The 17,674-nt window shown below is 57.7% G+C and carries 13 protein-coding genes; 8 read left to right on the forward strand and 5 right to left on the reverse strand.

The features are described 5' to 3' along the window. Window positions 1-141 precede the first annotated feature (141 nt). Window positions 142-2,136, forward strand: a complete 1,995-nt coding sequence (locus Q6A51_RS12500) for a polysaccharide biosynthesis protein (RefSeq protein WP_201017529.1) — start codon at window positions 142-144, stop codon at window positions 2,134-2,136. Between the two features lie 50 nt (window positions 2,137-2,186). On the opposite strand, the gene lon is transcribed toward Q6A51_RS12500, so the two are convergent. Further along, window positions 2,187-4,604 (reverse strand): endopeptidase La, encoded by a 2,418-nt coding sequence (gene lon / locus Q6A51_RS12505; RefSeq protein ID WP_201017395.1) that lies wholly within the window; start codon window positions 4,602-4,604, stop codon window positions 2,187-2,189. Window positions 4,605-4,864: 260 nt separating this feature from the next. Here lon and Q6A51_RS12510 point away from each other — a divergent pair, with 260 nt between their 5' ends. From Q6A51_RS12510 to Q6A51_RS12530, 5 genes are all read left to right on the forward strand, one after another. Continuing rightward, a complete protein-coding gene (locus Q6A51_RS12510; RefSeq protein WP_304574917.1) occupies window positions 4,865-5,536 on the forward strand; it encodes a methylamine utilization protein in 672 nt (223 codons plus the stop codon). Then, a complete protein-coding gene (locus Q6A51_RS12515; RefSeq protein ID WP_201017393.1) occupies window positions 5,536-7,890 on the forward strand; it encodes a bifunctional diguanylate cyclase/phosphodiesterase in 2,355 nt (784 codons plus the stop codon). The genes Q6A51_RS12510 and Q6A51_RS12515 overlap by 1 nt, the downstream gene beginning before the upstream one ends. A gap of 3 nt (window positions 7,891-7,893) precedes the next feature. After that, the gene (locus Q6A51_RS12520; protein WP_201000161.1) at window positions 7,894-8,757 is read left to right on the forward strand and encodes a DUF3034 family protein; all 864 of its coding nucleotides are present in this window, start codon (window positions 7,894-7,896) and stop codon (window positions 8,755-8,757) included. Next, complete coding sequence (locus tag Q6A51_RS12525; protein WP_201000160.1) at window positions 8,757-9,179, forward strand: group I truncated hemoglobin; 423 nt, start codon at window positions 8,757-8,759, stop codon at window positions 9,177-9,179. Before Q6A51_RS12520 ends, Q6A51_RS12525 begins: the two co-directional genes overlap by 1 nt. A gap of 573 nt (window positions 9,180-9,752) precedes the next feature. Beyond that, on the forward strand, window positions 9,753-10,199 hold the full coding sequence (locus Q6A51_RS12530; RefSeq protein WP_304574959.1) for a cupin domain-containing protein: 447 nt from the start codon (window positions 9,753-9,755) through the stop codon (window positions 10,197-10,199). 84 nt (window positions 10,200-10,283) lie between these two features. Here the strand turns inward: Q6A51_RS12530 and Q6A51_RS12535 are convergent, their stop codons facing one another. Both Q6A51_RS12535 and Q6A51_RS12540 read right to left on the reverse strand, forming a co-directional pair. Then, a complete protein-coding gene (locus tag Q6A51_RS12535; protein ID WP_304574918.1) occupies window positions 10,284-12,701 on the reverse strand; it encodes a glucose/quinate/shikimate family membrane-bound PQQ-dependent dehydrogenase in 2,418 nt (805 codons plus the stop codon). A 373-nt stretch (window positions 12,702-13,074) separates the two neighbouring features. Continuing rightward, complete coding sequence (locus Q6A51_RS12540; RefSeq protein WP_201017527.1) at window positions 13,075-15,105, reverse strand: TonB-dependent receptor; 2,031 nt, start codon at window positions 15,103-15,105, stop codon at window positions 13,075-13,077. 256 nt (window positions 15,106-15,361) lie between these two features. Between Q6A51_RS12540 and Q6A51_RS12545 the strand changes: the two genes are divergently transcribed. Both Q6A51_RS12545 and Q6A51_RS12550 read left to right on the forward strand, forming a co-directional pair. Beyond that, window positions 15,362-15,589, forward strand: coding sequence for a VF530 family protein (locus tag Q6A51_RS12545; RefSeq protein ID WP_201000158.1), 228 nt, complete (start codon window positions 15,362-15,364; stop codon window positions 15,587-15,589). A gap of 39 nt (window positions 15,590-15,628) precedes the next feature. Further along, window positions 15,629-16,309 (forward strand): Pr6Pr family membrane protein, encoded by a 681-nt coding sequence (locus Q6A51_RS12550; protein ID WP_304574919.1) that lies wholly within the window; start codon window positions 15,629-15,631, stop codon window positions 16,307-16,309. Here the strand turns inward: Q6A51_RS12550 and Q6A51_RS12555 are convergent. Next, entirely contained in the window at window positions 16,273-17,046 is a 774-nt protein-coding gene (locus Q6A51_RS12555) for a siderophore-interacting protein (RefSeq protein ID WP_304574920.1), read from the reverse strand. The two genes, Q6A51_RS12550 and Q6A51_RS12555, sit on opposite strands and share 37 nt — an antisense overlap. Continuing rightward, complete coding sequence (locus tag Q6A51_RS12560) at window positions 17,043-17,639, reverse strand: PadR family transcriptional regulator (protein ID WP_201017389.1); 597 nt, start codon at window positions 17,637-17,639, stop codon at window positions 17,043-17,045. Before Q6A51_RS12560 ends, Q6A51_RS12555 begins: the two co-directional genes overlap by 4 nt. Window positions 17,640-17,674 lie beyond the last annotated feature (35 nt).

Below are 17,674 nucleotides of genomic sequence, written 5' to 3' on the forward strand. Positions count from 1 at the left end.
GTTCTTTCAACGGGTAGTGGCATTCAAGTTCAGGGCGCGAAGCGCCTTGCAGGCTGATTGCGATATAAATGGTTTTCAACGACGCCATGCGACGTGAAGTCGGTACGAAGCGACATGGAGTGAGGTGGAGGTAGAAGGATGATGATGAAATTACGCTCGCGAATGCTGGGTCTTTCGCGCAAGAACAAGCGAATAGTGCAGGTTGGTGCCGATATTGTGCTGATCTGGGTCGCTTTGTTGCTCGCGTTCGTCGTGCGACTGGGGTTCGATGCAGCTTCCGTATCCATCTTCGAGCACTTATGGCTGTTCTCGGCCGCACCTGTACTGACGATCCCCATCTTTATCCGCTTTGGCATGTACCGTGCCGTCATGCGCTTTTTCGGCAACGATGCGCTGATTGCCATAGGCAAGGCAGTCAGCCTTTCTGCTTTATTGGTGTCGGTGGTGGTGTATTGGTATGGCGACCATGAAGTAGTTGTTCCTCGCTCAGTGGTTTTCAACTACTGGTGGCTGAGTCTGGTCATGATCGGTGGCTTGCGTCTGATCATGCGCCAGTACTTTCTGGGTGACTGGTTCATGGCATCCCAGCATGTGCCCTTTACGTCACGCGACAATGGATTGCCCAAGGTCGCAATCTATGGCGCTGGTGCTGCGGGTAATCAACTGGTCGCGGCCTTGCGCCTGGGCCGCATGATGCGCCCGGTGGCATTCATCGACGACGATAGCAGCGTGACCAAGCGCACCATCGCCGGGCTGGTTGTCTACAAGCCCAGGCATATCCAGCAAATGATCGATGCCACGGGAGCAGAAGAGATTCTTTTGGCGATCCCGTCAGCGACCCGTGCCCGTCGTCGCGAGATCCTCGAGTACCTGGAAGGCTATCCGATCCATGTACGCAGCGTCCCGGGTTTCATGGATCTGGCCAGCGGCAGGGTCAAGGTCGATGACATCCAGGAAGTCGGCATTGCTGACTTGCTCGGTCGCGATTCGGTGTCTGCACAGGATGATCTGCTGGAGCGCTGCATTACCGGCAAGGTGGTAATGGTCACTGGAGCAGGCGGCTCGATAGGATCTGAGCTATGTCGTCAGATCCTGTTTCTGAAACCTTCCCGGCTGCTGCTGTTCGAGCACAGCGAGTTCAACCTCTACAGCATCTTCGGTGAACTGGAGAAGCAGGTTCAGCAGGGTTCGCTGGATGTTGAGTTGCTGCCGATTCTGGGCTCGGTCCGCCACTTCGACAAGATGGTCGATGTGATGGGGACCTGGAACGTCGACACGGTTTATCACGCCGCAGCCTATAAGCATGTGCCGATCGTCGAGCACAACAGCGCCGAAGGTGTCTTGAACAATGTGATGGGGACCTTGCACACGGCACAGGCTGCCTTGCAGGTTGGCGTTGCCAATTTCGTGCTGATCTCCACTGACAAGGCGGTTCGGCCCACGAATGTCATGGGCAGTACCAAGCGCCTTGCCGAAATGATCCTCCAGGCGCTGAGTCGTGAAGTTGCGCCGGTATTGTTCAGCGGCAGCAATAATGTTTCCCACGTCAACAAGACCCGATTCACGATGGTGCGCTTCGGTAATGTGCTGGGCTCTTCGGGCTCCGTGATCCCGCTTTTTCACAAGCAGATCAAGAGCGGCGGGCCATTGACGGTGACTCATCCCAATATCACCCGCTACTTCATGACCATCCCCGAAGCAGCTCAACTGGTGATTCAGGCGGGCTCCATGGGGCAGGGTGGTGACGTCTTCGTGCTTGATATGGGCGCACCGGTCAAGATCGTCGAGCTGGCCGAACGCATGATCAATCTGTCAGGGTTGAGCATGCGCTCCGAGCGAAATCCCCATGGCGATATCGCCATTGAGTTCACCGGCTTGCGTCCCGGGGAGAAGCTTTATGAGGAGCTTCTGATCGGCGATAACGTGGTTCCTACCCGTCACCCGATGATCATGAGTGCCCAGGAAGATTTCCTGCCGTGGGACATCCTCAAAGACAAACTGGTGTCGCTGCTGGAGGCTATTTCCACAGATGACTACCCACGTGTCCGGCAAATGCTGAGTGAGCTGGTCGTCGGTTATATGCCTGAAGGTGAAATTGTCGACTGGATGCACCTGGAACAACGCGCTAACCAGTAGCGCTTGTGGAACTTCGCGAATGGGCGGAACGCCGCCCATTCGCGAAAGTATCAGAACAGTACTTTTGCCACATCCGCAAAGCGTTTGGCGAAGTGTACGGTCAGTCCCTCCTTCAAGTAATCGGGAAGCTCCTCGAAGTTTCCGCGATTGGGTTCCGGAAGAATCAGTTCGTTTATCTTCTGTCGCCGTGCCGCAATGACCTTTTCACGCACCCCGCCAATTGGCAGAACATGTCCGGTCAAGGTCAGTTCGCCGGTCATGGCCACGCCTTTTTTCGGCGGCTGGTTGCGTGCCAGAGACAGCAAGGCACTGGCCATGGTCACGCCGGCACTCGGGCCGTCCTTGGGCGTTGCGCCTTCCGGGACGTGCAGATGCACGAAGGCTTCGTCGAAGAACGTTGTATCGCCACCGAAGCTTTTCAGGTTGGAGCTGACGTAGCTGTAGGCTATTTCGGCGGACTCTTTCATCACGTCACCCAGTTGCCCGGTCAGTTTGAAACCCCGGTTCAGGGTGTGGATGCGTGTCGCCTCGATCGGCAGGGTGGCGCCGCCCATGCTGGTCCAGGCAAGGCCCGTGATGACACCGGTGCCGGACAGGACCTGTTCGCTGCGGAACACTGGCATGCCCAGAGAAGCCTCCAGATCCTTGTTGCCGATCTTGATCACCGAGTCAGGCTTATCCAGCAGTTTGACCACCGCCTTGCGCACCAGCTTGCCCAACTGTTTTTCCAGCTGTCGTACGCCAGCTTCGCGTGCATAGCCCTCGATCACGGCGCGCAGTGCGCTGTCGCTGATCGACAGTTTTGTCTTGGCGACACCGGCCTTGTCCAGTTGCTTGGGCCACAGGTGACGCTTGGCGATGGCGAGCTTTTCTTCGGTGATATAGCCGGACAGGCGTATCACTTCCATCCGGTCCAGCAGTGGACCGGGAATCGAATCCAGTGTGTTGGCGGTGCAGACGAACAGCACCTTGGACAGGTCCAGACGCAGGTCCAGATAGTGGTCGAGGAATTCGACGTTCTGTTCCGGGTCCAGGGTTTCCAGAAGGGCAGATGCCGGGTCACCCTGATAGCTCTGGCCCATCTTGTCGATTTCATCGAGCATGATGACCGGGTTCATCACCTCCACATCCTTGAGCGCCTGCACCAGTTTGCCCGGTTGGGCGCCGATGTAGGTTCGACGGTGGCCCTTGATTTCCGCTTCGTCGCGCATGCCGCCCACGCTCAGGCGATAGAAAGGGCGCCCGAGGGATTCGGCAATCGAACGACCGACGCTGGTCTTGCCCACGCCGGGCGGGCCGACCAGCAAGACAATCGAGCCACTGATCTCACCTTTGTAGGCTCCCACGGCGAGGAATTCGAGAATACGGGCCTTGATATCGTCCAGCCCTGCATGGTGCTGATCGAGCACCTTGCGCGCGTGCTTGAGGTCCAGCTTGTCTTCGCCATAGACACCCCAGGGCAGAGAGCTTGCCCAGTCCAGATAGTTGCGGGTCACTGCGTATTCGGGCGAGCCGGTTTCCAGGACCTTGAGCTTGCCGATCTCTTCGTCGATTTTCTTGCGGGCTTGGGCGGGCAGGGTCTTGCCTTCCAGGCGTTGCTCGAACTGTTCGATATCGGCGCTGCGGTCGTCCTTGCTCAAGCCCAGTTCCTGCTGGATGACCTTGAGCTGTTCCTTGAGGAAGAACTGGCGCTGATGTTCGCCGATCTTGCGATTGACCTCGGCGGAGATCTCTTTCTGCAGGCGCGCGACTTCGACTTCCTTGCGCAGCATCGGCAGGACCTTTTCCATGCGCTTGAGCATGGGGACGCAATCGAGCACTTGCTGGAGTTCGACGCCGGTGGCGGAGGTCAGCGCAGCGGCAAAGTCGGTCAGGGGCGAGGGATCGTTAGGGCTGAAGCGGTTGAGGTAGTTCTTCAGCTCTTCGCTGTAAAGCGGGTTGAGCGGCAGCAGTTCCTTGATCGCGTTGATCAGGGCCATGCCGTAGGCCTTGACCTCGTCGGTCGGCTCATTGGGTTGCTGCGGGTATTCGACTTCCACCAGATAAGGCGGACGGTGGTGCTTGAGCCAGGTGCGGATACGTACGCGGCTCAAACCCTGCGCTACGAACTGCAATCGACCATTTTCGCGGCTGGCATGGTGAACCTTGACCAAAGTGCCATACTCGGGAAGTGCCTTGGTATTGAAGTGGCGAGGATCTTCCTGAGGGGTGTCCATGAAAAACAGTGCAAGCGAGTGATGCTCGGATTTGCTGACCAGTTCGAGGGTTTCGGCCCAGGGCTCTTCATTGACGATCACAGGCAGGACCTGCGCGGGAAAGAAAGGGCGATTGTGGATCGGGATGATGTAGACCTTGTCCGGAAGATTCTGGCCGGGAAGAGCAAGGGACGTGTTGTCGGAATTCAGGTGGATCGTGTGTTCGGCGGCGTCATCAGGCAAATCTTGCGAGTCTTTCTGCTGGTCACTCATAGGGCACCTGCGAAATTGAACATGATGCTTAGATGGGGCAAGTCGCCTCAGGTTTCAATGGGGACGGTCGATAGCGTAAGTAGGAGGTGATCAGCCTGTGAAAAACAAGGCAATGCCTTATGTTTTCAGGCTCTGATTGCGTGATGGCTTTATGCCTGGTGTCGCGTACTCTTAATGGGGTCGACAGTTCATCTGCATGCAAAACCATGCCAAGGCTGGCGTTCTTGTTCTCAGTACTGCCGTTTTGGATTGAATCGAGTATGACCAGAGTATTTTCTTCTGTTGTCCTGGCTGGGTTATTGGTGTGGTCCGCTGCAAATGCATCGGCTGCTGCCTTGACGGCTCAGGTATTTGACAAGCAAGGCAAACCGCTTGCCGATGCTGTCTTGACGCTCAAGGGGCCAGCCGGAGCGGCTGCCAGCGGCGGCAAGGCTGAAATGGATCAGCGCGACCAGGAGTTTTCGCCTCGCGTGCTGGCGGTGCATACCGGCGCGCAAGTCAAATTCCCCAACAGTGACAACATTCGCCATCAGGTCTATTCCTTCTCGCCTGCAAAGCGCTTCGAGCTACGCCTTTATGAAGGTACACCTTCAGAACCCCTGCTCTTCGACAAGGCGGGTGTCGTGGTGCTTGGCTGCAATATCCATGACTGGATGGTCGGTTACATCTATGTCACCGACGAGCCATGGTTCGGCGTGACCGACAGCAATGGCACCCTCAAGCTCGACCAACTGCCTGCCGGGCATTACGTGGCAACGCTCTGGCATCCGCAGGCCGAAGACATGCAGCCGGTGCCGGGAGGTGAGTTAGATATTCCAGCGTCGGGCCTTGCCCAGCGTTTTAACCTCGATGTCGAGATCAAGGCTGAAGATAAACCTGCCAAGCCCGCGCCAGGGGCGTTTGGCGAGGCTTTCCACAAGGCTGCTCATTGATGAGTCTTCGTAACAGCTTTCAGGCGCGCATTGCCTGTGTATTGATTGCTTTGCTGCTTATCGTGATCAGCGCGGTGCTTTTTGCCGTCAAGATTGCGACTGGCGATGCGGTCCGTACCCAGGCTCAGGCTCAACTGGAAGTGGGTAGCCGGGTTTTTGAACGTTTGATCGAGCTGCGCGGCAAGCGCTTGCGCGACACGGTTCAATTGCTGTCTGCCGATTTTGGATTCCGCGATGCGGTAGCCAGCGAAGACTCGGCGACTATCCGTTCGGTGTTGCTGAACCACGGTGGAAGAATCAACGCCAGTGACATGTTTTTGCTGGGCATGGACGGTACGGTTGTCGCCAGTACCGAGGCTGAGGTGCCGGAAGGCTCCAAGTTCGTCTATGACCAGGCGTTGCGCAATGCCAAGCGCAACAAGCAGTCGGTCCTGATCATTCCCGGCGGCGGTATACCGCATCTGTTGGTTGAAAGTACGGTTCTGGCGCCCTTGCCCCTTGGGCGTGTGGTGATGGGATTTGCCATCGATAGCGATATTGCCCAGGAACTGCGCTCGCTCAGTGGCCTGGAAGTTTCCTTTCTGACCGTTGAAAACGGCCAGCCGGGCGAATTGATCAGTACCCAGCCTGATGCCTTGCATCCTGGCCTGGTCGAGCTGATGCGTAACTCCTCCGAAGGTCAGATGCGCGTCACCGAGCAGTTGAATCAGAACTTTCTCAGCCAGGCACTGATGCTGGCCAATACGGGGCAGGCGAGCGACGGGCAAGTGATTGCCTTGCTGCAAAGCCCGCTGGACAAGGCCTTGCAGGCTTTTGCACCACTGGATGAAAAGATTTTCTGGATATCCCTGGCTGCGCTCTTTGCTTCTTTGATCGGTACGCTGGCGCTGGCTCGCAGTGTGTCCACTCCGGTTCGGGAACTGGCTCTGGCGGCCAAGCGTATCGAGGACGGGGATTATGAAACCCCGGTAGCCATGAAGCGCAGCGACGAGTTGGGCATGCTCGCTGGCGCGATCAACGCGATGCAGCGTGGTATCGCAACGCGCGAAGGGCAATTGTCACACAATGCGTTGCACGATGCGGTAACCGGGCTGCCCAACCGGGCGCTGGTCATCGAGCGTCTGGGCAGTGCGATTGCGGCAGAGCGCCCGGTGGCATTGATGTATCTCGGCATCGAGAACATGGCGTCGATCAACGAAAGCTGTGGTGCCGATGGCGTTGACCAGTTGCTGCGCCAGATAGGCCAGCAGTTGCAGGACGCACTGGGTTCTGGCGATACCGTGGCTCGACTGACGGCCAATGAATTCCTGTTGTTGCTGGACCACACCACCAGCGATGGCGCTGTGGCCATGGGCGACACCCTGCAACGCATACTCAGCGAGCCGCATCGTGTCGATAGCCAGGAGATCTCGCTTGAGTGCTGTATCGGTATCACGACTTACCCGGAAAACGGCGACGCCCCCAAGGAGTTGCTCAGTCGTGCGGCGATTGCGCGTAAAGACGCGGTGAATCTGCCGGGCCGTATGCAAATCTACGAAGATGGTCGCGACCTTGCTCACCAACGCCAGATCAGCCTGATTCGTGACCTGCGCAAGGCTGCGCAGAATGGCGAGCTGATGTTGCATTACCAGCCCAAGCTGGATATCCGCAAAGGCCATGTGCGTCAGGCCGAAGCCTTGTTGCGCTGGAGCCACCCGCAATTCGGCAATGTTTCGCCAGCCGAGTTCATCGTGTTGGCCGAGCGCACCGGCAGTATCCAGTTACTGACCAACTGGGTGATCGAAGAAGCCATGCGCCAGTTGGCCGAGTGGAACAAGCGCGGTCTGTTCATCCAGTTGTCGGTCAATATTTCAGCTGACGACCTGCTCGGTAGCGATCTGGTCGGGCATGTCATCACGCTGCTCAAACACCATGGTGTGCCTGCCGAGCAACTGATTTTCGAGATCACGGAAAGCGCCGTGATGAGTGAGCCGGAAAAAGCCCTGATTGTTCTCCATCGTCTGCGCGATTGTGGCATCAGCCTTTCGGTGGATGACTTCGGCACCGGCTACTCTTCGTTGGCACACCTCAAACGATTACCGGTACAGGAGTTGAAAATCGACCAGTCCTTTGTCCGCAATCTGGATGAAACCAGCGAGGACGCAGTGATCGTGCGTTCCACCATCGAGATGAGCCACAACCTGGGGCTCAAGGTGGTCGCTGAAGGTGTCGAGTATCAGCACAGCCTGGATTTGCTTGAGCGTTGGCACTGCGATACGGCTCAGGGTTACCTCATCAGTCGCCCTTTGACCGCCCCCGCGTTCGAGGCATGGATTGCCACGTCTCTGACTCCCCCCAGCCTGATGGTTAATTGAGCTATGACCTACAGAATTTCGTTGTTGTTGGGTTGTGTACTGGGGGCTTTCTCGTCCCTTTCCATGGCCGATAACGGTCGTCTGATCGCCACGGGCGGTGCCAGCAGCATAGAAGGTGCTGCGGGCGGGGGGATAACGCCATGGGCGGTGATTACCGGTTATGGCGAACAGGGCGAGTGGGGCGCCAGTGCCTTTGCTACCCATATCGACTTGCCTGACTACACACTGGATGTGGCGGGTATGGCAGTGGCTTACGGTAACCGTGTCGAGCTGTCCTATGCCCATCAGCGTTTCGATCTGGGCACCTTGCAGCACAAGTTGAGCCTGCCCGAAGACAACCTGACCCAGGACGTCTTCGGCATCAAGGTCCGGCTGTTCGGTGACTTGATTTACGACTCCCTGCCGCAGGTTTCCCTGGGTGTGCAGTACAAGCACCAGAACGATTTTCTGATCCCGAGCCTCATAGGCTCAAAGCGTGATTCGGACGTCGAAGGGTATCTGACCGCCAGCCGCCTGTTCATGGGCGCGGCCTTTGGTTACAACGTTGTAGTCAACGGCGGTGTGCGTTATAGCCGCGCCAACGAAACCGGCTTGCTGGGTTTTGGTGGCGACCGCCGCGACAGCCGCAGCGTCCTCAAGGAAGGTTCGGTTGCCGTGCTGTTCAACCCACGCTGGGCCATGGGGGTTGAGTACCGCGAGAAGCCGGACAACCTGTCGTTTGCCGGAGAGAATGATTGGGCAGATGTGTTTGTCGGCTATTTCCCCAACAAGCATTTGTCCATTGTCCTGGCCTACGCGCGGCTGGGCGAAATCGCCACACTGGATAACCAGAACGGCACTTATCTGTCTATTCAGGGGAGTTTCTGATGAGACGTCTGTTGATGTGCCTGATGATTGCCTTGCTGGCTGGTTGCGCCCAGCAGCCGCCCAAGGATGACCGCCTTTACCAGGACCTCGGACAGCGTGCCGGTATCCAGCGCATTGTCGAGGGCATGTTGATGAACGTCGCCCAGGATGACCGTATTGTCGAGCGCTTCAAGAGGGTCAATATCGTCCTGTTGCGCGACAGGCTGGTGGAAAAGCTCTGTGTCGAAGCCGGAGGGCCCTGCGAATACAAAGGTGACAGCATGGCCGAGTCGCACAAGGGCCAGAACCTGACCCGCAGCGATTTCAATGCGTTGGTAGAAAACCTCATCAAGTCCATGGATGCCGAGAAAATCCCGGTGCCGGTGCAAAACCGCCTGATCGCCAGGCTGGCACCGATGCGTGGCGAAGTCATCGAGAAGTAATCCTCTTGCAAGCCTGTTCGCAATCAAGTCGTTCACGTTGCCGACTTGATTGTGCGACAAATCAAAGAACCGTTCGTTTTCCAATACCTCCCTGCCTTTATGAAGAATTATTAATTTGGGGGGTGAGCTTTTTAATACCGCGTCAATATTCGGTACATAAACCGATGCGCTAAAAGCCCATAGAATGGAAATGAAAAATCCGCCTTTAAAAAATATTTCTAAATTTTTCAGAGGTGTGGTATTTCATTCCAGCGCTCAAGGCAGGCTATCTCTCGCCCTTCAGCGCCGGGGGGTTATCAACAAATGTCCGTTTGCGCATAACTCTTTTGTATTGAAGTTGATACACAGTCGTATGTGAGGTGAACGCCGCATCAGACGGCTTACTTGTCTTAAAAGACGGCAATGCCTATTCAAACCTTTTTGCTTTGGTCATCCCTTTGGATAACCAGGGCCGTTTTCAGTGTGTGTCACATTTCTCAGGGAAGTTATATGTTGCAGAAGCAAAGTCTGTTTTTGAAAAATGTAGTCTCTCGTCAACTGGAGTTGATTCGCGTATTGGGAGCCGGAGTTGCCATGGCGGCTGTGGTGATGCTTCCTCTGGGAGCCGCGCACGCTGCGGCACCCGCTACAGAGGTTGCGCAGCAGGGGATAAGAGCGTTCAAGCTGTGCACGGGCACTGATAACCGTGCGCACATCCAGGAAGGCACGATTGATCAGAAATTCCGCACAGACGTGGACATCATCCACTTCAAGGAAACAGCACCCCATTCGTCCTACGATTGGCACCCTGCTCCTGAAGAGCAATACGTGATCACCCTCACCGGCACGCTGGAGTTCTTCACCACAGGCGGCGAAACTTTTGTCCTGCGTCCTGGTGATGTGCTGGTTGCGCAAGACACCACAGGCGAAGGCCACCGCTGGCAGATGGTCGGTGACGAGCCATGGCGTCGTGCTTACATCACCTTCAAACCGGGTGTGAAAACGGCGTTTGTACCCAAGGCCGGTTCCAAAGGTTGCTGATCGCGTTTCACTGACGCATCGAGCTTGAAACAAGAAAGGCGGCTCCCTCAGGGTAGCCGCCTTTCTTGTTGATTCAGAGAAACATCATTTCGGCAGTTTGAACGCCATTACATAGTCTCCCTGTTTAGTCCCCAGCGAACCATGACCACCGGCCACCACCAGCACATATTGCTGGCCGTCCTTGCCGGTGTACGTCATTGGTGTGGTCTGGGCGCCTGCTGGCAGACGTGCTTCCCACAACTGTTTGCCGTTACGAACATCGTAGGCGCGCAGGTATTGGTCCAGCGTACCGCTCAGGAACGCCAGGCCACTGGCGGTGGTGAACGTACCGCCCAGGCTTGGAACGCCCATTGTCAGCGGGACAGGGACCGGCGAGCTGTCACGCACGGTGCCGTTCTTGTGCATCCAGATGGTCTTGTGATTAGTCAGGTCCACTGCTGCCACATAACCCCATGCTGGCGCCTGGCAAGGCAGGCCCATGGGTGAGAGCAAGGCTTCGAGTATCACGCCATAAGGTGCGCCCTTGTTCGGTTGTACGCCTTCGGTTTCGCTCTTGCGGCCAGGGCCTGCTTCAACCTCGGCTGCGGGGACCAGTTTCGAGCGGAACGCCATGTAACTCGGGTTGACGAAAGCGATCTGGCGAACCGGGTCAATCGAGATGCCGCCCCAGTCGAACACGCCGAAGTTACCCGGGTAAACGATCGAGCCTTGCAGCGATGGCGGTGTGAACGGGCCTTCGTAGCGCAAGGATTTGAAGTCGATCCGGCACAGCATCTGATCGAATGGCGTCACACCCCACATGTCACGTTCCTTGAGGGGCGGTGGCATGAAGTTCAGGTCGGACTTGGGCTGGGTCGGCGAGGTGTGATCCCCTTCGACCGCGCCTTGCGGCACCGGCACTTCCCTGATCGGCACGATGGGCTGGCCATTGCTGCGGTCCAGCACATAGATGCTGCCTTGCTTGGTCGAGGCCAGTACCGCCTGTTTGACGCCATCGGCGGTTTTCATGTCCATGAGCGTCGGCTGACCGCCCACGTCCATGTCCCACAAGTCGTGATGAGTGAACTGATAGTTCCAGCGCACATGACCGGTGGCGATGTCCAGCGCTACCAGGCCTGCGCTGTATTTCTCCGAGCCAGGAGTGCGGTTGCCGCCCCACTGGTCGGGCATCTGGTTGCCCATGGGCAGGTAAAGCATGCCCAGTTTTTCATCGACACTGAACATGGACCACATGTTCGGTGAGTTGCGGGTGTAGGTCTTGCCTTCGGCAATAGGCGTCGTATCGTCCGGGTTGCCACTGTCCCAGTTCCAGACCAGACGGCCCGTGTGAACATCGTAGGCGCGGATGACGCCCGAAGGTTCGTCGGTGGAGACGTTATCGGTGACATGGCCGCCGATCACCACCAGATCCCTGGTCACCGCCGGTGGCGACGTGGAGTAGTAGCCGCCCGGCGCGAAGGTGCCGATATTGGCGCTCAGATCGATTGAGCCTTTGTTGCCGAAGTCTTCACACATCTTGCCGGTGTCGGCATTGAGGGCGATCAGACGGGTATCGGCAGTGGGCAGGAAGATACGGCGCGGGCAGGCGTTGCCTGTCGTGCTCGCGGCTACCGGTGTTGCCGGGCTTTGAGCAGGGCTGCTCGCTGCGTAGGCCGCGTCATCGTGATACGAGACGCCACGGCAGGTCATGTGCGCCCAGCCTTTGAAGTTTTCTGCACTCTGGGTGCTGATCTTCGGATCGAAGCGCCAGATTTCCTTGCCGCTGTCCGGGTCCAGTGCAATCACCTGGCTGTGCGGCGTACACACGTACAACATGCCGTTGACCTTGAGCGGCGTGTTTTCGGCAGTGGTTTCTCCCGGGTCACCCGGCCCGGGAATATCGCCTGTGCGATAGGTCCAGGCCGGGACCAGCTTGCTGACGTTTTCCGGCGTGATCTGGGCCAGCGGCGAGTAGCGGTCGCCAAAGGCGGTACGGCCATAGGACTGCCAGTCGCCATCGGGCATGGCAGGAGCGGTGTTCGCGGTGCCAGCGGTTTCACGATCCAGTTGCCCTTCGATACGGCCGGGGTTTGTGAACTGGCTGGCCAGCGCGGCAACACCTGCCAGCACTACGGCAACAGTCAGGGCACCGGTTCCCAGGCGGGCAGGCTCGCCACGCAGCAGAGGCCGGCGAAACCATGGCAACAGCAGGACAATGCCCAGCGCGAACCAGAGCGCCAGCCGTGGTACCAGTTGCCACCAGTCCAGGCCTACCTCCCACAATGCCCAGACCGTGCTCGCAAACAGCAGCACTGCATACAGGCCAAGTGCGAAGTGAAGTCCCATGATGAGCAATACGCCGGTTACCGTAAAACCGATGCCTGCCAGCAGGTAGTAGAGCGAGCCGTCCAGTTGTATCAGGCGCAGGCCGCCAGCCAAGAGGACCAGTCCCATCAGCGCGATCACCAGACCGAGCAATGTGGGTAACAGGCGATTTCTACTCAAAGCACCTTCAGTGCTCATAATGCAAATCTCCGTGACGATTTCATTGTTTTATTGACGCTACGTTGTGTGTTGCACGTTGGCGTCATGTTTTTGAACGCTAGTTCTTGAAACGAATTCCCGACAGCAGAAATCAACCATTGGTCAGAAGGTCCTGCTCAGGCCCGAAAACCGGGCGTTGAGGCGTAGACCGCCAAGGTATGGATTCGTGCATTGAAATGGTGGTGACAGGCACAGCCCGAGCGGGCAGAACGTCAGTTCAGGAGGGAAAATGATAGGGTGCTAATGATTTTGTAAACAGTCACAAACCTGATACGGACCCTTGCATGATCCGCAACAGTGCAACCCGAAGGCGCCTGCGCATTGCACGCAGGCGCTTCTTTCTTTGGGGACGTCAGAAAGTGGTGCGCAAACCGACTTCCACGCTACGGCCCTGAGCCGGTGCGATATCCCGCAGGATCGAGCTGGCGTAGCGTACCGTCTGGTTGGTCAGGTTCTCGCCGTTGACGAAGGCCAGCCACTGGCTGCCGCCCAGGTTGAAACGATAACCGGCGCTGGCGCCCAGTGTGGTGTAGCCGTCGGTGCTGGATTCGTTATCCGGAACACGATGCTGCGAGCTGGCATGTTCGACATCGATGCGCGCCTGCCATTTGTCCAGCTCCCACAGCAGGCCACTGTTCAGGCGCAGAGGTGCGATACGGGGCAGGGCTTCGCCGGTATCCAGGTTTTTGGCGCGGGTGTAGTCACCGGACAGCTCCAGTGCCAGGCTGCCGTACTGGTTTTCACCCAGTTTCCAGTGATCCTGAGCCTCGATACCGCTGAAGCGGGCACGAACGCCTGCATAGTTGTATTCCGGGATGCCATTGGCATCGTCTTCGCCGTCGTCATCGACCGTACGACCACTGCCCAGCAAGCCGATGTAATTGGAGAAGTGGCTGTAGAACACGCCCGCGCTGCCTTTGTGTGTGCCGTTGTCGAAACGCAGGGCCAGGTCGCTGGACACCGCTTTCTCTTTCGACAGGTCGGCATTGCCGCGTTCATAGGTGCCGGTGGCGACGTGGGCGCCGTTGGCATACAGCTCATAGAAAGTCGGAGCCCGTTCGGTATAGCCCAGTGTCGCGGCCAGGGACCAGACCGGCGTCAGGGTGTAGACCGCGCCCGACGACAGGCTGCCCGCTGTGAATGTGCTGGAGTTCTCGGCGGCGGCGAAACGATCCTTGCCCTGGGCATCTGGATCGACCGTGGTGTGCTCGATGCGTCCACCCAGGCTCAGTTTCAAGCGCTCGGTGGCTTGCAGCTCCTCAAGAATGAACAGCGCGCCGGCATTGGTATCGGTTTGCGGCACGAAAGCTTCTTCACCCAAGGCAGAAAATTCGTTGCGGGTCACTTGTGCGCCGACTACGCCATTGAGTGGGCCGATCGGTTGGTGGCGGGCTTCGATGCGGGCCTCATAACCCTTGTTCTTGAAGGTTGTACCGACTTCGCCGCCTTCGATTTCGCGGTGTTCGTAGTCGGTGTAGCCCGCATCGAGTTTGACCGAAGTGAAAGGCCCGGACAGATTGCGGATCTCGGAAGCGAAAGCGTAATGCTCCTGCTGCATGCGGATGCGCACGTCCTGTTCGGCGGGTGAGCCGTAGTTGGAGTCATAGTTGCTGTACGAGACACCGGCGTAACCGTCATCCCATGTATAGGAACCGCCGACTGCGCCGCCGTCCTGACGTCCATCGCTGTTGCTCAGACGTTTTTTCTTGTCTCCGTCTTCGCTGCCTTGTGCGCGCAGTTCGCTGGTGCGGGCATAGCCGGGAATGCGCAGGTCATTGAACTGACGAGAGTTGGCATCGATGTGCAAAGCGAACTGCCCGTTACCGGCTTCCAGTTTGCCAGCGCTGCTACGGGTGGTATCGGCACCGCCGTAACGCAGCTCGCCGGCACCGTGAATGCCTTCGATGGCTTCGGTGGGAATACGATTGTCAAAGGTGTTGACCACACCGCCGATAGCGCTGCCGCCATAAAGCAGGGCTGCCGGGCCACGTACGATTTCGATACGGTCGACATTCACCGGGTCCAGCGGTACTGCGTGGTCATAGGACAGGGACGATGCATCCAGCGCGCCTACGCCATTGCGCAGGATACGAATCCGGTCACCATCCATGCCGCGAATGATCGGGCGGCTGGCTCCAGGCCCGAAGTAAGACGAAGAAACCCCTGGCTGCTTGTTCAGCGTCTCACCCAGGCTGCCTTTCTGTTCAAACGTCAGGGCATCGCCTTCCAGAACCGTTGTCGGCGTTGCCAGTTGATCGCTGCCCAGCGGGTTGGCCGTGATGACCTGAGGTTGCAGCTCAAGGCTTTCTGCTGCATGGGCCGGCGCGGCAAGCAGCAGAGCGGTTGCCAGTGGCGTCAGGCGCCAGAGCAGGTTACGGTGCATCGGTGACATATCGGTTTCCTTGGCAGGGCGCATGGCAGAGCCCCAGTCGAGAGTTAAGCGGATAGGCAAGTAATTTATTGTTACACTATAACATCTCTTTTTGGCGTGAAAAGGGGAACTTTTCCGTGTCTTGCTGTTAGGGCTTCTTGTGGTCGGAGCTGGCGAAACTTCACTCATCTCACGCTAAGCTCTTCCTACCTTTTGATGGCTCGGCTAAGGTGCGCACCTTCGCATTCATCAAGCTGCAAGGTCAGTCATGACAACAACCCAAAACGACCCACTGCACGGCGTTACGCTTGAGCAGATCCTCAAGGCTCTGGTTGAGCACTACCAATGGTCCGGTCTGGCTGAGCGCATCGACATTCGCTGCTTCAAGAGTGATCCGAGCATCAAGTCCAGCCTGACTTTCCTGCGCAAGACGCCTTGGGCTCGCGAGAAAGTGGAAGCTCTGTACGTGAAGCTGCATCGCAGCAAGGGCTGGTAAAAACGCCTGGCATGGACGCTGGCCTTCAAGGATCAAACGATGCACAGCGAACATCCGCAACAGGCGCAGGGACAGCGTCTTTACACGCTTATTGCTGCCTGCCTCGCCTGGTCCGGTCTGGCTATCCAGATGTATCTGGTTTTCTGGTCGCGCTGGGCCGATCAAGCCAGCCTGTTGGGCGGGCTGATCCGTTTTTTCAGCTTCTTTACCGTCTTGAGCAATACGCTGGTGGCGGTGGTGCTGACTTGTGCTCTGAGTCGCCGCCAGTCCCGCGGGCATGATTTCTTTCGCAACCCGGTTGTATGCGGCGGTATTGCTGCCAGCATTGCACTGGTGGGCATCGCCTATAACCTGCTGTTGCGCCATCTGTGGCAGCCACAAGGCTGGCAGTGGATCGCTGACGAACTGCTGCACGACGTCATGCCGCTGATGTTCGTGCTGTATTGGTGGCTGTATGTGCCCAGAGGCCGCCTGCGTCTTGTCCATGTGTTGCTATGGACGCTGTATCCGGTGCTCTATTTCGGCTACGTCCTGCTGCGCGGCGATGCGATAGGCGATTACCTGTACCCCTTCATTGATGTCGGCACGTTGGGTTATGCCAAGGCCTTCATCAATGCGGGTGGCGTGTTGCTTGGGTTTGTGGGGATTGCGCTGTTTTTGCTGGGGATCGATAAATGGTTTGCCTACAGAGACTCATCATTTTCATCAAGACGCCAGTAACCTGCTGCTTTCACAAACCCGTCATCAAGGCCCAGATCGTCAAGCAGCACGCGGCGAATCTTGCGTGACAAGGCCGCTTCGGTTGCAACCCAGGCGTAGAGCTTGCCGGCAGGCACTTCCAGACTGCGCGCAACCTCCACCAGATTCTGTTCGCCGCGAATGACCCAGGTGACATCGATCTGCGCCTGGCTTGTGAAAACCTGTTGCTCATCCTTGTTCGCAATCTCGACCACCACCCGCGCAATGCGATTCGCTGGTAGCGACTCCAGACGCCGGGCAATGGCCGGGATAGCGGTTTCGTCGCCGATCAGCAGATAGCTGTCGAAGATATCGGGCACCACCATCGAGCCGCGAGGGCCGGCTATGTGCAGGAATTGCCCCGGCTCGGCCTGAGCTGCCCATGTCGCGGCCGGCCCGTCACCGTGCAGGACAAAATCGATATCCAGTTCGCCTGCCGTTTCATCGTAACGACGCGGCGTGTAGTCACGCATGGCGGGGCGCGGGCCGTCGCTGCTGCCGCCGGGCGTGAAGCTCTCCAGCGCGGCCTGCTCTTCGGGAGTCTGGGCGAACAGCAGCTTTACGTGGTCATCGGTGCCCAGGCTGATGAAGCCTGCCAGTTGTGGCCCGTATAAGGTGACGCGACGCATCAGCGGTGTCAGGTCGGTCACACGCAAGACTTCGAGCTTGCGCAGTTTGATTTCATGGTTGACGCGATGGATCGACTGCTGCGAATTCATACGGACTTCTCCGACACAGATTGGGGGCCATCAACGATGGATTTGGCGGTTTCATTGAGCAGGTCGCGAACACGCAGAATTTCTTCCGGGCTCCAGCGGCCATGGTGCATTTGCAGCGCATGACGCAGGTTGTGTACCGCTTCATGGATTTCCGGTGGCCGGTCATGCCCGCGCAAAGAGCGCTTGCTGACTTCGATCCGCATGCGCACGCCATCCAGCGCAACGGCCTGCTCGGTCAGCGATTGCAGACCGGCAACAGTGATGGTGTAGAGCTTCTTGCCGCCCTGGGCATCGCCCAGGATCAGTTCGCTTTCTTCAAGAAAGGTCAGGGTGGGATAAATCACGCCGGGGCTTGGGCTGTAGGCGCCATCGAACATGCCTTCGATCTGGCGGATCAGGTCATAACCATGGCAAGGCTGTTCGGCAATCAGAGCCAGCAGCAACAGCTTCAAGTCGCCCGGAGCGAATACCCGGGGGCCACGTCCGCCGCGTTCACGGCCGGGGCGTTTTTCAAAACCGTCGCGGCCATCGCCATATTCGCGCAGCAGTGGACGGTCATCGGGGCGGTGAGGGTCATCACGCATTGTCTTCATCTCTCGTTACGATTTAGATATACCTTAAGATATAT

The organism is Pseudomonas serbiensis (genome assembly GCF_030580745.1).
GTDB lineage: Bacteria > Pseudomonadota > Gammaproteobacteria > Pseudomonadales > Pseudomonadaceae > Aquipseudomonas > Aquipseudomonas serbiensis.

Coding starts and splice junctions, on each gene's coding strand:
- Q6A51_RS12500 (WP_201017529.1), top strand. CDS start 142: ATGATGAAATTACGCTCGCGAATGCTGGGTCTTTCGCGCAAGAACAAG.
- lon (WP_201017395.1), bottom strand. CDS start 4,604: ATGAGTGACCAGCAGAAAGACTCGCAAGATTTGCCTGATGACGCCGCC.
- Q6A51_RS12510 (WP_304574917.1), top strand. CDS start 4,865: ATGACCAGAGTATTTTCTTCTGTTGTCCTGGCTGGGTTATTGGTGTGG.
- Q6A51_RS12515 (WP_201017393.1), top strand. CDS start 5,536: ATGAGTCTTCGTAACAGCTTTCAGGCGCGCATTGCCTGTGTATTGATT.
- Q6A51_RS12520 (WP_201000161.1), top strand. CDS start 7,894: ATGACCTACAGAATTTCGTTGTTGTTGGGTTGTGTACTGGGGGCTTTC.
- Q6A51_RS12525 (WP_201000160.1), top strand. CDS start 8,757: ATGAGACGTCTGTTGATGTGCCTGATGATTGCCTTGCTGGCTGGTTGC.
- Q6A51_RS12530 (WP_304574959.1), top strand. CDS start 9,753: ATGGCGGCTGTGGTGATGCTTCCTCTGGGAGCCGCGCACGCTGCGGCA.
- Q6A51_RS12535 (WP_304574918.1), bottom strand. CDS start 12,701: ATGAGCACTGAAGGTGCTTTGAGTAGAAATCGCCTGTTACCCACATTG.
- Q6A51_RS12540 (WP_201017527.1), bottom strand. CDS start 15,105: ATGCACCGTAACCTGCTCTGGCGCCTGACGCCACTGGCAACCGCTCTG.
- Q6A51_RS12545 (WP_201000158.1), top strand. CDS start 15,362: ATGACAACAACCCAAAACGACCCACTGCACGGCGTTACGCTTGAGCAG.
- Q6A51_RS12550 (WP_304574919.1), top strand. CDS start 15,629: ATGCACAGCGAACATCCGCAACAGGCGCAGGGACAGCGTCTTTACACG.
- Q6A51_RS12555 (WP_304574920.1), bottom strand. CDS start 17,046: ATGAATTCGCAGCAGTCGATCCATCGCGTCAACCATGAAATCAAACTG.
- Q6A51_RS12560 (WP_201017389.1), bottom strand. CDS start 17,639: ATGAAGACAATGCGTGATGACCCTCACCGCCCCGATGACCGTCCACTG.